Annotated in this window: 10 protein-coding genes; 9 read left to right on the top strand and 1 reads right to left on the bottom strand. The window is 61.9% G+C overall.

Annotated features, from left to right (window positions below; genetic code table 11):
- Positions 1-99 precede the first annotated feature (99 nt).
- Positions 100-1,038: a transcriptional regulator FeaR gene (gene feaR / locus LOY69_RS14570; RefSeq protein ID WP_102879452.1), complete on the top strand. Its 939-nt coding sequence runs from the start codon at positions 100-102 to the stop codon at positions 1,036-1,038.
- Positions 1,039-1,309: 271 nt separating this feature from the next.
- On the opposite strand, the gene LOY69_RS14575 is transcribed toward feaR, so the two are convergent.
- Positions 1,310-2,113, bottom strand: a complete 804-nt coding sequence (locus LOY69_RS14575; protein WP_102879451.1) for a helix-turn-helix transcriptional regulator — start codon at positions 2,111-2,113, stop codon at positions 1,310-1,312.
- A gap of 205 nt (positions 2,114-2,318) precedes the next feature.
- On the opposite strand from LOY69_RS14575, the gene LOY69_RS14580 reads away from it, so the two are divergent.
- The 8 genes from LOY69_RS14580 to LOY69_RS14615 all read left to right on the top strand — a co-directional run bounded on the left by LOY69_RS14580 (position 2,319) and on the right by LOY69_RS14615 (position 13,436).
- Positions 2,319-3,683, top strand: a complete 1,365-nt coding sequence (locus LOY69_RS14580) for an APC family permease (RefSeq protein WP_102879450.1) — start codon at positions 2,319-2,321, stop codon at positions 3,681-3,683.
- A gap of 9 nt (positions 3,684-3,692) precedes the next feature.
- A complete protein-coding gene (locus tag LOY69_RS14585; RefSeq protein ID WP_102879449.1) occupies positions 3,693-4,793 on the top strand; it encodes a P1 family peptidase in 1,101 nt (366 codons plus the stop codon).
- A gap of 299 nt (positions 4,794-5,092) precedes the next feature.
- A complete protein-coding gene (locus LOY69_RS14590) occupies positions 5,093-6,541 on the top strand; it encodes a serralysin family metalloprotease (RefSeq protein ID WP_265074820.1) in 1,449 nt (482 codons plus the stop codon).
- Between the two features lie 93 nt (positions 6,542-6,634).
- Entirely contained in the window at positions 6,635-7,018 is a 384-nt protein-coding gene (locus LOY69_RS14595) for an AprI/Inh family metalloprotease inhibitor (protein WP_102879447.1), read from the top strand.
- 216 nt (positions 7,019-7,234) lie between these two features.
- Positions 7,235-9,028, top strand: coding sequence for a type I secretion system permease/ATPase (locus tag LOY69_RS14600; protein ID WP_110651812.1), 1,794 nt, complete (start codon positions 7,235-7,237; stop codon positions 9,026-9,028).
- A gap of 14 nt (positions 9,029-9,042) precedes the next feature.
- Positions 9,043-10,359, top strand: a complete 1,317-nt coding sequence (locus tag LOY69_RS14605; RefSeq protein ID WP_372342524.1) for an HlyD family type I secretion periplasmic adaptor subunit — start codon at positions 9,043-9,045, stop codon at positions 10,357-10,359.
- A gap of 2 nt (positions 10,360-10,361) precedes the next feature.
- Positions 10,362-11,723, top strand: coding sequence for a TolC family outer membrane protein (locus tag LOY69_RS14610; protein WP_265074821.1), 1,362 nt, complete (start codon positions 10,362-10,364; stop codon positions 11,721-11,723).
- Positions 11,724-11,753: 30 nt separating this feature from the next.
- Positions 11,754-13,436: a polyurethanase gene (locus LOY69_RS14615; RefSeq protein WP_265074822.1), complete on the top strand. Its 1,683-nt coding sequence runs from the start codon at positions 11,754-11,756 to the stop codon at positions 13,434-13,436.
- Positions 13,437-13,695: the final 259 nt, after the last annotated feature.

The following is a 13,695-nucleotide window of genomic DNA, read 5'->3' on the forward strand; positions in this document are numbered from 1 at the left end:
TATCCATGCTGTCAGGCTCCTTGCCTGGCAAATAGATAACATGTTAATGATATCGCCATAACAACAAAGGCGGTCTGAACCGGCTTATGGAGGTGCACAGTGCTTGCTTCGCATAGTTTCAGTTCCTGGGTAGGTGCCCTGCAGGGTGTCTGCGGTCGATTCGACGCCCGCCCGGCGCGCAATCCCGCCTTGTTTATCGGTGAAGTGGGTCTACAGGATTATGCCGGGCTGGAGGTGGCGCAGATCCGCACCAATGCCGGGCTGATCTCCCGTCAGAGCACCAAGGTCGACCATGAGGACGATCGCCATTGTTTCCTGATCATCCAGCGCAGTGGCCACGCTCGCTTGAGCCAGGATGGCGAGAGCATTGAGCTGGCTCCCGGCGACATGGCGTTGCTGGATTCGGCCGGTGCCTGTGAAATCGTGCCCCACGGCCTGATCGAGCACGCCTCGTTCCACCTGAGCCGGGAAGAGGTTTACCGGCATCTGCCGACCCCGCAGCGCAAGTTCGGCAAGTTGTCGCAAAACTGCGCCAGTGGTCGCCTGATGCGTTTGCTGGTGGAGCAGATCTGCGCCGGCGATCTGCAGGGGTGTGCGGCGCAGCAGGAGGGCCAGGCCCTGCAAGAGGCCCTGATCGCCTTGCTTGGGCCGACCCTGCGTCAGACGGCCAGCACCCTGGATGGCTTTGACGAGAACCTGCATGGCCAATGCCTGCGTGATCAGGCTCGGCAACTGATCAATCAATCCCTCAATGAGCCGGGCCTGACCCCGGTATCCCTGGCCGGGCAGTTGAATATTTCGGTGCGCCAGCTGTACCGACTGTTTGAGGAGCAGGGCGACAGCGTGTGTCGCTTCATCCAGCGCTCCCGGCTCAAGCGCAGCGCGGCGGACCTGAGCAACCCGCAGCTGCGCAACGAATCCATCACCGACATCGCCTTCAAGTGGGGGTTTACCGATTCGGCGCATTTCAGCCGGACCTTCAAGAAGCATTTCGAACAGTCGCCCCGTGACTTCCGCGCCCGCTCCCTGAACGCGTAGGCGCCGGAGTTTCGCATCGCCCTCAAAAACGGCAACGCTGGCTACGTAGGAGCCGGCTTGCCGGCAAAGAGGCCCTTTGGTTTTGCGCTGCTCTTGAGGACTCCTTCGCTGGCTGTGTAGGAGCCGGCTTGCCTGCGAAGAGGCCCTTGAGTTTTGCGTTGTCCTTGAGGACGCCTTCGCTGGCAAGCCAGCTCCTACGGCAAGTAGGCAAGTAGGCTGGCAAGACCGCAAGACCGCGAAAAGACCGTCAACAGCAGCCTGAACAGGGGCGTCAGGGGTTTTCCAGATCATGCCCCAGGGATTGGATGAACAACGAAAACAACTCGGGCTGGCTGGAGATGTCCAGCTTGGCGTAAAGGTGGCGGCGGTGCACCTTGATGGTGTCCGGCGAGATTTTCAAACGCTCGGCCATGGCTTTGGAAGAAAAACCCCGGAGGATCAGCCGGGCAATCTCCAGCTCCCGATCCGACAGCACCGCGCTGCCGAAATGGCTCAGGGCATCGCGAATCTGGCTGGCCATTTCCTCTGCAACCGGGGCCTGGGGACGTATCTGGCTGTGTTGCCAATGCTGTTGCATCAGTGGCAGCACCCAGGCCGCAAAGGTCGTGAGCTGGCCGATTTCCTCGCGATTGAAGACCCGTTGGTTGCCCAGTGACAGGGACAGGGTGCCGGCTTCGGGCAGTTGCAGGATGAATTGCACTTCATCTTCCAGGACGTTGTCGTGGAAGTAGCTGAGAAAGTACTCGCTCTGGCGGAAGTGGTCCGGGGCCACTTCTTCCAGGCGGTACAGGCCGCTGGGGTAGCCCTCGCGACAGGCCTGGAAGAACGGGTCCAGCAGGTACAGGCCATTGAGGTAGGTGAGCATCGACGCCGGTTTGCTGCTGGGCTCCGCGTCATATTCCTCAAGGGCCCGGGGCGGACCATCCACCGGGTAGAAGATCGCCAGGGCATTGTCGAACGGCGTGGCCTGGTGCAACAGCAGGATCAGCTGTTTCCAGAATCGCGGGTTGCCGATCAGCGTAAGGGTGCGACCCAGGCCGGCGTGCATGCCGACCTCCCTGAACAGATTACTCAAAGACCTTGCTCCATTGATGCGTCGAAAGTGCCGTAGAAGGGTTTCGTCGATTTGCCTGTTGCCGTCAAGGGGAGTACTCCAATAGGGGAATTGGTCGCCGTCATGTGACTGCCTAGAGTAGCTCCCAGCCAGTGCGTCCCAGAGCGCACCCGCCCGATGGATTTCGTTTCTGCCTCAGACCAACAATAAACACGAGGATAACGATATGAGCTCTCCCTCCGTGCCCGACGGCGCGCTGAAACCAACCTTGAGTGTGTTCGATGTGGTGGCTATCACTGTTTCCGGTGTGACCCCCGCCAGTTCCGTGTTCGTGATCGCGCCCTTTGCCATCCACCAGGCCGGCAGCGGGGTGTTCCTGGCGTTCGTCATGGCCGGGTTGCTGGCACTGATGTTTGCCTTCTGTTACGCCGAGCTGGGCCGAGCCCATAACAGTGCCGGCGGTGAGTACGTGTACGCCAAGCGCGTGTTTGGCGGCATGGCCGGCTATGCCACCTTCCTCACGGTGCTGGTGATGCTGCTGTTCATCCCTCCGGTGCTAGCCACTGGAGCCGCCACCTATTTGAACAATGCCCTGGGTACCGACTTCGACTCCCAGACCGTGGCCCTGGTGATAGTGGTCTGCAGCTATCTGCTGGGCATCCTCAACATCAAGCTCAATGCCTGGATCACCGGCACTTGCCTGTTGCTGGAGGTGGCGGCGTTGCTGGTGATTGTCTGGCTGGGCTTTGGCAACGCCACGCAACCGGTGAGCATTCTTTTGCAACCGCAGATCGTCGATCACGGTGCATTGCAGATGGCGCCCTGGGCCCTGGTGATCGGTGCGGTGGGTATCGGTCTGTTTTCCTACAACGGCTACGGGCCGGCGGTGCTGCTGGCCGAAGACATGAAGTGCAAGGGGCGCGGCGTGCACAAGGCGGTGCTCTGGTCCCTGGTGCTGGTGGTGATCATCGAACTGGTGCCGCTCACCGCGCTGCTGATCGGCGCGCCGTCCTTGAGCGCGATGCTGGCCAGCCCAGATCCCATCGGCTACCTACTCACCAGCCATGGCAATGAAACCCTCGCCAGGGTGGTCAGTGGCGGGATCTTCCTGTCGGTGTTCAACGCCATTGTCGCGATCGTCATCCAGATCGGCCGGGTGGTGTTCAGCAGCGGCCGCGACGCCCTGTGGACGCCCACCATCAACCGCCTGTTCACGCGGATTCATCCACGCTGGGACTCGCCATGGCTGGCTACGTTGTTCCTGGCGATTCCTTCGGCAGTACTCAGTTTCAGCTCGAATCTGGCGGACCTCACGTCCTTCAGCGTGTTGCTGATCATGCTGGTGTACCTGATCGTTGCCCTCAGTGCGCTGATGAGCCGGGTGCTGCTGCGCGACCGTGAGCATCCCTATCGCATGCCCCTGTGGCCGGTACCGGCACTGCTGGCGGTGATGGGCGCGGGGTATCTGCTGATCAATCTGTTCCTCGAGGCGTCCCTGCGGGACATCATGGTGATTATCGGGCTGCTGGCACTGTCGGTGATTCTCTATGGCACCAATGGCCGGTACAGCCCGGCGTTTCAGAAATTGTAAGGAGTGGTTATGCGAGCACGTCAATTGGGCATCAGCCTGGGTCTGGGGACACCAGGTCCGTTCAATGCGATCACCGACGTCCCCGGGGTACGGGTGGGGCACAGCACCCTGAAAGCCAGCGTGGGCGGCAAGCAGGTGCGCACCGGGGTCACTCTGGTCCAGCCCCGGGCCGGGCATGCGCGGCAACAGCCCTGTTTCGCCGGTTGCCATGTACTCAACGGCAATGGCGATGCCACGGGGCTGGAGTGGATTCGCGAGGCGGGCACCCTGACCACGCCGCTGGCCATTACCAATACCCACAGCGTCGGCGTGGTGCGCGACACCCTGATCGCCCTGGAGCGCGAGGCCCTGGCGGACCCCGCCGTGTACTGGTGCATGCCGGTGGTGATGGAAACCTACGACGGCCTGCTGAACGATATCTGGGGTCAGCATGTGGGGCCGCAACAGGTGCGCGAGGCCATGGCCAGTGCCGAATCCGGGCCGGTGGCCGAAGGCGCGGTAGGCGGCGGCACCGGGATGATCTGTCATGAGTTCAAGGGCGGGATCGGTACCGCCTCCCGGCGGCTGGCGGCAGCGCAGGGCGGCTACACCGTCGGCGCTCTGGTCCAGGCCAACCACGGCAAGCGTGAAGAGTTGCGGGTGGACGGTTACCCGGTGGGGCGTCATCTGGGAGGGATTGCCTCACCTTTTGCCGAGCGCGGCACCCCGGGCATGGGCTCGATCGTGGTGATCCTGGCCACTGATGCGCCGCTGCTGCCCCATCAGTGCCAGCGGCTGGCCCAGCGTGCTTCCATCGGCATTGCCCGAACCGGTGGCGGCACCGAAGATTCCAGTGGCGATATCTTCCTGGCCTTTGCCACGGGAAACCGGGACTTGCCCGCTGCGGATTATGGACGCAAGGACCTGGCGTTCACTGCACCTCTGGCGATGCTCAACAACGATCACATCTCGCCGCTGTTCAGCGCAGCGGCCGAGGCGGTGGAGGAGGCCATCATCAATGCCATGCTGGCAGCCGAGCCGATGACCAGTGCCGACGGGGTGCAAGTACCGGCGCTGACCCCGCAAGCATTGAGGCAAGCATTGGAACTAACTGGTTGGAACATGAAATAACCGACTAAGAAGTGCGACGCAATCGACATAATTTTCTACATGGATATTTAATAATTAAATTGTAGATTGTCGGACAATGCCTGGCGCTAATCGGCTGGAAAAGAATCTTTTAAGTGCACGGTCATTGTTTGCGGGAGTTTGTCGGAACAGTGGAATTTGGCGTCAAAAAAGTAGTGGACGCCTGATTTCAAATTGTGTCAGCTTTCTTTCGCCTGCTTAGGGCGAGTGATAGGACGATCTCGCCAGGGATTGTCGCTATCTGACAAAAACTGTTCCATTGATTACAAGGAAGTGTGTTTATGTCGACAATAAAAAAGAGCGCTATTGCATCTGCCGAACAGCAACTCGAGCCATTGGCCGCAGCAAGTTCGGCTTATAACCAGATCAATAGCTTTAGCCACCAATACGATCGTGGCGGCAATCTCACGGTTAACGGCAAGCCTTCGTTCTCAGTCGATCAAGCCGCCACGCAATTGCTGCGTGACGGCGCTGCGTTCAAGGACCTGAACGGTAACGGCAAAATCGATCTGTCCTATACCTTCCTGACCTCGGCCTCCTCGAGCACCATGTACAAGCACGGTATCTCCGGGTTCAGCCAGTTCAGTGCCCAGCAGAAGGCCCAAGCAGTGCTGGCCATGCAATCCTGGGCCGATGTGGCCAATGTCGTGTTTACCGAGAAAGCCTCGGGTGGCGACGCTCGCATGACCTTCGGCAACTACAGTGGTGGCCAGGACGGCGCGGCGGCCTTCGCCTACCTGCCGGGCACCGGTGCCGGTTACGACGGTACCTCCTGGTACCTGATCAACAGCAGCTACACCCAGAACAAGAATCCCGACCTGAACAACTATGGCCGTCAGACCCTGACCCATGAGATCGGTCACACCCTGGGCCTGGCTCACCCTGGCGACTACAACGCAGGCGAAGGCAACCCAAGCTACAAGGACGCCAGCTACGGCCAGGACACGCGTGGCTACAGCATCATGAGCTACTGGAGTGAAAGCAACACCAGCCAGAACTTCAGCAAGGGCGGGGTCGTGGCCTATTCGTCCGGTCCGCTGATGGACGATATCGCGGCCATCCAGAAACTCTACGGGGCCAACTACGGCACCCGTGCCGGCGATACCACCTATGGCTTCAACTCCAACACCGGGCGCGACTTCTACAGCGCCAGTTCGTCTGCCGACAAGCTGGTGTTCTCGGTGTGGGACGGTGGTGGCAACGATACCCTGGACTTCTCCGGGTTCACTCAAAACCAGAAGATCAACCTCAATGAGACCTCGTTCTCCGACGTTGGCGGCATGGTGGGTAACGTTTCCATTGCTCAGGGCGTGACCGTGGAGAACGCCATCGGCGGTTCGGGCAACGATCTGTTGATCGGCAACAATGCGGCCAACGTGCTCAAGGGAGGTGCCGGCAACGACATCATCTACGGTGGCGGTGGCGCCGATAAGCTCTGGGGCGGTTCGGGTTCGGACACCTTCGTGTTCGGCGCCAGTTCCGACTCCAAGCCGGGCGCGGCCGACCAGATCATGGATTTTGTCAGCGGCCTGGACAAGATCGATCTGACCGGTATCACCAAGGGTGCGGGCTTGCATTTCGTCAACGCCTTCACCGGCGCGGTGGGTGACGCCATCCTCACTACCTCCGGGGGCATCAGCACCCTGTCCGTGGACTTCTCCGGGCACGGCGTGGCGGACTTCCTGGTCAGCACCGTTGGCCAGGCAGCCGTCAGTGACATCGTGGCCTGAGTGAAGTAGGCGGAAGGCGGCGCCGATGCGCTGCCTTCCGTTCTTGCATTGGCCCCGGGGCTGAGCGAGTCTACCGGGCGGACGGAGCACCCTATGACCCCACACACCTTGAGTTGCAAGGCGGCCACCTGGCTGCTGGCGACGCTGACGATCTTTTATGGAGCACTCACCATGGCAAGCAGCCTGCGTTTGGCGGACCCCTCGGAACTGGTTGGACACTGGCAGTTGCAGCAACAGAGCGAGCCTGGCGGCGCCTGCGCCCTGGACCTGCTGCAAAACGCAGCCCTGGGAGACGGCGCCGAGTGCCTGTCGAAGTGGATCGGTGAGGCGGCGGTGGGCTGGTTTCCGGAGCCCGACGGTATTGCCATCACGGGGCGGGAAGGCTCAAGGATTATCTTTTTCAGTCGACAGAGAGAAGGCCTGTACGAAGCGCGCCTCAAAGGCGACGGTTTGATCGTGTTACAGCGTGCTGGCTAATTAAGGCAGCAGGTTGTTCGTTTAATCTTGGGTGGTTGTGGTTTTAGTTTTACCACTCTTTTAATCGACAGGTTTTTAACCGGATGACTGTTAACTACAGTTGTCTGGTTTGGGTGTGTCTGCAGACTTTGAGACTAAGGGGCACACATCTTTAGTTGCGCCGTATATGAGGTGCTCGCGTTCGGCGCGCAGGGTCGGCTCAGGGAAATGTTGAAGATGCTGAATAATAGTCATCCTGCACCACTGTTCAAGGCATTGGGCGAATACAAGGGCATCCTGATCAGTGTCGGCTGTTTCACCGCGTTGATTAATGTGCTGATGCTGGTGCCCTCCATCTATATGTTGCAAGTCTACGACCGGGTGCTGTCTTCGCAGAATGAGACCACCCTGGTGATGCTGTCGCTGATGGTGGTGGGCTTTTTCCTGTTTATCGGGCTGCTGGAAGTGGTGCGCAGCTTTATCGTCATCCGCATCGGCAGCCAGTTGGAGCGCCGCTTCAACCTGCGGGTGTATCAGGCGGCATTCGAACGCAACCTGGCCCGTGGCGAAGGCCATGCCGGCCAGTCACTGGGCGATTTGACCCATATCCGCCAGTTCCTCACCGGGCCGGCGTTGTTCGCCTTCTTCGATGCCCCCTGGTTTCCCATCTACCTGCTGGTGATCTATGCCTTCAACGTCTGGCTCGGGGTGTTCGCCACGGTGGGCGCGGTGTTGCTGATCGCCCTGGCGTGCCTGAATGAAGCCATGACCAAGAAACCCCTGGCCGAGGCCAGCGGTTTTTCGCAACGCTCCACCCAATTGGCCACTAGCCATTTGCACAATGCCGAGACCATTCAGGCGATGGGCATGCTCGGTGCCTTGCGCAAGCGCTGGTTTGCCGTGCACTCGCGCTTTCTCGGCTTGCAGAACGAGGCCAGCGACACAGGTTCGGTGATCAGTTCCCTGAGCAAGACCCTGCGTCTGTGCCTGCAATCCCTGGTGCTGGGCCTGGGCGCCTTGCTGGTGATCAAGGGCGACATGACCGCGGGGATGATGATCGCCGGGTCGATCCTCATGGGTCGGGTCCTGAGTCCCATCGACCAGTTGATCGCGGTGTGGAAGCAATGGAGTTCGGCCAAGCTGGCCTATGGTCGACTGGACGCGCTGCTGCGCGAGTTCCCACCCAGTGACAGCGCCATGTCGTTGCCGGCGCCCAAGGGCCAGGTGAGTTTCGAGCAGGTCAGCGCCGGGCCTCCCGGACGTCGGGCGGCGACCCTGCAGCAGGTGAGCTTCAGTATCAATGCCGGTGAAGTGCTCGGGGTGCTGGGGGCCTCCGGTTCCGGCAAGTCGACCCTGGCTCGGGTACTGGTGGGCGTCTGGCCGACCCTGGCCGGCACGGTGCGCCTGGACGGCGCCGACATTCATCGCTGGAATCGCGATGAGTTGGGTCCCTACATCGGCTATTTGCCCCAGGACATCGAACTCTTCACCGGCAGCATCGCCGAGAACATCGCACGCTTTCGCCAGGCCGACCCGGAGCAGGTGGTCCAGGCCGCGCAGCTGGCCGGAGTGCACGAGTTGATCCTGCGCCTGCCTCAAGGCTACGACACCGTGCTTGGCGATGACGGCAGCGGCCTGTCCGGGGGCCAGAAGCAACGGGTGGCCCTGGCTCGGGCCTTGTATGGCAATCCCAGCCTGGTGGTGCTCGACGAACCCAACTCCAACCTCGACACCGTGGGCGAGAGCGCCCTGGCGGCGGCGATTGCCCAGCTCAAGGCCCGGGGGACCAGCGTGGTTCTGGTGACCCATCGCTCGTCGGTGCTGGCCCTGGCCGACAAGCTGCTGGTACTCAATGAAGGCCGCCTGCAGGCCTTTGGCCCCAGCCAGGAAGTACTCAAGGCGTTGGCCGGTGCCCAGCAGCCCCAGTCACTCCAACCCCAGGAACCGGCCAGACCCGCCGCTGCAGCCGCACCCGGTGGCTTGAGCATGAGCCGCCAGTATCAGGCCCCGACACGGAACAAAGGCGCATGAGCAAGGACAGCAACATGATGATCGAAGAGGGTTATGCGCCGGAACGGGTTGAGCGTGATGCGGGCTTTTTCGCGCGCATGGGCTGGATACTGGCCCTGGTGGGGGCCGGCAGTTTTTTCATCTGGGCCGCGCTGGCTCCACTGGATCAGGGGATTCCCGTGCAAGGCACGGTGGTGGTGTCCGGCAAGCGCAAAGCGGTGCAGTCCATGAGCAGCGGGGTGGTCAGCCGGATTCTGGTGCGTGAAGGCCAAAGCGTGAAGCAGGGCCAGCCGTTGTTCCGCCTGGATCAGACCCAGGTGGCGGCGGACGTGCAGTCGCTGCAGGCCCAGTACCGCATGGCCATGGCCAGCCTGGCGCGCTGGCGCAGCGAGCGCGACAACCTCAAGCAGGTGGACTTCCCGCCGCAACTGAGCAACAGCGACGACCCACGCCTGGCCCTGGTGCTGGAAGGCCAGCGCCAACTGTTCAGCAGCCGCCGTGAGGCGTTCTCCCGCGAGCAGGCGGGCATCCGCGCCAATATCGAAGGCGCCACCGCGCAACTGGCGGGCATGCGCCGGGCGCGCACCGACCTGGGCAACCAGGCCGAGTCCCTGCGCCAGCAACTGAGCAACCTGCAACCTTTGGCCGACAACGGCTACATCCCGCGCAACCGCTTGTTGGAATACCAGCGCCAGTTGTCCCAGGTGCAACAGGAGCTGGCGCAGAACACCGGTGAAAGCGGGCGCATCGAGCAGGGCATTCTCGAGTCCCGGCTCAAGCTGCAACAGCACAGCGAGGAGTACCAGAAAGAGGTCCGCAGCCAATTGGCCGAAGCCCAGCTCAAGACCCAGACCCTGGAGCAGCAACTGACCTCCGCCGGCTTCGACTTGCAGCACAGCGAAATCATTGCCACTGCCGACGGCATCGCGGTCAACCTTGGGGTACACACCGAAGGCGCCGTGGTGCGCCAGGGGGAAACCCTGCTGGAAATCGTGCCCCAGGGCACGCACCTGGAAGTGGAAGGGCGGTTGCCGGTCAACCTGGTGGACAAGGTCGGCCCCCATCTGCCGGTGGACATCCTGTTCACCGCCTTCAACCAGAGCCGCACGCCACGGGTGCCGGGGGAAGTCAGCCTGATATCCGCCGACCAGATGGTCGACGAGAAGACCGGCATGCCGTACTACGTGCTGCGCAGTAGCGTCAGCGACCAGGCCATGGAGAAGCTCAACGGCCTGGTGATCAAGCCCGGGATGCCGGCGGAGATGTTCGTGCGCACAGGCGAGCGTTCACTGCTCAACTACCTGTTCAAGCCTCTGCTCGACCGGGCCAGCTCTGCATTGACCGAAGAATAAGGATGTCGCGTCGTATGAGTAAGCTTTCCATTCTCGCCGCGGCCTTGTCCTTGCTGGTGTGCCAGGGGACCCAGGCCATGGGTCCGTTCCAGATCTACGAGCAGGCCCTGCGCAACGATCCAGTGTTTCTCGGCGCCATCAAGGAGCGCGATGCCGGCCTGGAAAACCGCGCCATCGGCCGCGCCGGTCTGCTGCCCAAGGTGGGCTACAGCTACAACAAGGGCCATAACAACTCCAAGGTCACCTACCTGGACACGGTGCGCGGCAGCGTCAGCGAAAAACGCAACTACGACAGCTACGGCTCGTCCCTGACCTTGCAGCAGCCGCTGATCGACTACGAGGCCTACGCCAACTACCGCAAGGGCGTGGCCCAGGCCCTGTTTGCCGATGAGAACTTTCGCGGCAAGAGCCAGGAGTTGCTGGTGCGGGTGCTCAGTTACTACACCAAGGCCCTGTTCGCCCAGGATCAGATCGAGATCGCCCTGGCCAAGAAGAAGGCCTTCGAGCAGCAGTTCCAGCAGAACCGGCACATGTTCGAGCAGGGCGAGGGCACCCGTACCGACATCCTCGAGGCCGAGTCGCGCTACGAGCTGGCCACCGCCGAGGAGATCGAGGCCCGGGACGAACAGGACGCGGCCTTGCGTGAACTGGGGGCGCTGATTGGCGTGCCCGACCTCGACGTGCGCGACCTCGACCCCTTGCAGGAAAACTTCCAGTCCTTTGCCCTGAGCCCGGCCAATTACGACACCTGGCATGAGATGGCCCTGAGCAACAACCCGGTGCTGGCCTCCCAGCGGCAACGGGTCGAGGTGGCGCGTTATGAAGTGGAGCGCAACCGCGCCGGGCACCTGCCCAAGCTCAGCGCCTACGCCAGCGTGCGGCAGAACGAATCGGAAAGCGGCAACACCTACAACCAGCGCTACGACACCAACACCATCGGCATCGAAGTCAGCCTGCCGCTGTACGCCGGTGGCGGGGTGTCGGCCTCCACTCGCCAGGCCAGCCGCGCCATGGAGCAGGCCGAATACGAACTGGACGGCAAGACTCGGGAAACCCTGATTGAACTGCGCCGGCAATTCAGTGCCTGTCTATCTGGGGTGAGCAAGTTGCGCGCCTACCAGAAGGCCCTGACCTCGGCCGAGGCCCTGGTGGTGTCCACCAGGCAGAGCATTCTTGGCGGTGAGCGGGTCAACCTGGATGCGCTCAATGCCGAGCAGCAGCTCTACACCACCCGGCGTGATCTGGCCCAGGCCCGGTATGACTACCTGATGGCCTGGACCAAGTTGCATTACTACGCCGGAACCTTGCGTGAAGAAGATCTGGCCCGGGTCGATGAGGCCTTTGGTCAGCGCACCGGTCCCTGACGGGCCGCAGGATAAAAAGGAGAAACGCACATGAGCATCTTCGACTACAAAAACGCCGTGGGCGGTGCCGGCAAGGCCCAGTACAGCGAGGCCATCACCCTGGCCTTGTATGCAGGCAATCCCACCGGCGAGGCCTTGCCGGGCACGTCCTGGCGACCCATCAGCGCCTCGCAGTTGGGCTATCAGGGCCACATCAGCGCCCAGGGCACCATTTCCGGCGAGCAGTCTTCGGTCAGCGACGCCCAGGTCGAGATCCTCGGCAAGTACGACGGCGCCGGGCAGTTGCTGTCCATCGGCATCAGCTTTCGCGGCACCGACAGCCTCAAGGACGGCCTCAACGACCTGCAGGCGGCCTTTGTCTCCGGCTTTGCCGACAACTACAGCCGCCTGGCCTTCGACAACCTGCTGGGCAAGGTCGCCGCCTTCGCCGCGGCCCAGGGCCTGAGCGGCAGCGATGTGCTGGTCACCGGGCACAGCCTGGGCGGGTTGGCCGTCAACAGCCTGGCGACCCTGAGCACGGAGCACTGGGGCGGCTTCTACCGGGACGCCCACTACCTGGCCTTCGCCTCGCCGACCCAGAGCGCCAGCGACAAGGTGCTGAACATCGGTTATGAAAACGACCCGGTGTTCCGTGCCCTGGATGGCACCCACTTCAACGCATCGTCCCTGGGCACCCATGACAAGCCACAGGAGTCGGCCACCAACAATATCGTCAGCTTTACCGATCACTATTCGTCGTTGTCCGGCAAGCTGGTGCCCCAGAGCATCCTCAACCCCTGGTCCTGGTCGGCCCATAGCGCGGTCGACTACGCCGCGGGGCTCAACCGCGTGATCAATTCGGACTTCTATGACCTGACCAGTCGCGATTCGACGGTGGTGGTTTCCAACCTGTCCGAGGACAAGCGCGACCAGGTCTGGGTCAAGGACCTGAATCTCTACGCCGACCAGCACAGCGGCAGCACCTTCATCATCGGCACCCAGAGCAACGACCTGCTGCACGGCGGCAAGGGCAACGATTACCTCGATGGCGGGGCCGGTGATGACCGTTTCCGCGACGACGGCGGCTACAACATCATCCATGGCGGTTCGGGTCATAACGTTTTGCAGCTGCAGCAGCCGCTGAAGAACTTCTCCATTGCCAATGACGGCGACGGCACTTTGTACGTCCGCGATGCCTACGGCGGCATCAGCATGACCCGGGATATCGGCGCCCTGGTCAGTCACGAGGCCGGGAGCTGGTGGCAACTGCTCGGCAAGGACGTCAGCTACAGCGTGACCGCCGACGGCTTGCAGAACGGCAACCAGTGGACCGCCTACAACCACTCCCTCAATGGCGATGCCTATGGCAATGCGCTGGTGGCCAGTGTCAATGGCGACTGGCTGTTCGGCCATGGCGGCGACGACCTGCTGAGCAGCGATAAGGCCAACGTGACCTTTGTCGGCGGTGCCGGCAACGACGTCATGTACTCCAGCGGAGGTGGCAGCAACACGTTCCTGTTCAGCGGCAACTTCGGCCTCGACCTGATCCACGGCTACCAGAGCAGCGACAAGCTGGTGTTCATGGGCGTGCCCGGCATCGATGCCCATTACGACTACAGCCAGCACCTGTCCCAGAGCGGCAACGACACCTTGCTCAAGGTGGGCGACTACTCGGTGACCCTGGTGGGCATCGGTATGGAGGGGCTCAACGGTTCAGGCATCGTGTTCGCCTGATTCAGCCTCGGCCGGGGGAGCGCAGGATTCGCTCCCCCGGGCTTTGCGGACCTTGAACCCAGAGAGAGTCGGGGTGGCTCCCCTGAAGTCGCCGGCAACATCCTGATCCGTCCTGGATGGACGATCGAACAACAACAAAAAACGAGAAGTCATCAACATGGATGTCAGATGTCATCAGTTCAACAGGCTGGCGGGCACCCTGTGCCTGGCGTTTGCCGCAGGCCTGCCGTTGACGGCCGCCCAACGCCGTTCGGCACAC

Source organism: Pseudomonas sp. B21-059 (assembly GCF_026016285.1).
Taxonomy (GTDB): Bacteria; Pseudomonadota; Gammaproteobacteria; order Pseudomonadales; family Pseudomonadaceae; genus Aquipseudomonas; species Aquipseudomonas danubii.

Excerpts from the sequence above, each read along its gene's own strand:
- LOY69_RS14580 (WP_102879450.1), top strand. The coding sequence starts at position 2,319 with ATGAGCTCTCCCTCCGTGCCCGACGGCGCGCTGAAACCAACCTTGAGT.
- LOY69_RS14585 (WP_102879449.1), top strand. The coding sequence starts at position 3,693 with ATGCGAGCACGTCAATTGGGCATCAGCCTGGGTCTGGGGACACCAGGT.
- LOY69_RS14590 (WP_265074820.1), top strand. The coding sequence starts at position 5,093 with ATGTCGACAATAAAAAAGAGCGCTATTGCATCTGCCGAACAGCAACTC.
- LOY69_RS14595 (WP_102879447.1), top strand. The coding sequence starts at position 6,635 with ATGACCCCACACACCTTGAGTTGCAAGGCGGCCACCTGGCTGCTGGCG.
- LOY69_RS14600 (WP_110651812.1), top strand. The coding sequence starts at position 7,235 with ATGCTGAATAATAGTCATCCTGCACCACTGTTCAAGGCATTGGGCGAA.
- LOY69_RS14605 (WP_372342524.1), top strand. The coding sequence starts at position 9,043 with ATGATGATCGAAGAGGGTTATGCGCCGGAACGGGTTGAGCGTGATGCG.
- LOY69_RS14610 (WP_265074821.1), top strand. The coding sequence starts at position 10,362 with ATGTCGCGTCGTATGAGTAAGCTTTCCATTCTCGCCGCGGCCTTGTCC.
- LOY69_RS14615 (WP_265074822.1), top strand. The coding sequence starts at position 11,754 with ATGAGCATCTTCGACTACAAAAACGCCGTGGGCGGTGCCGGCAAGGCC.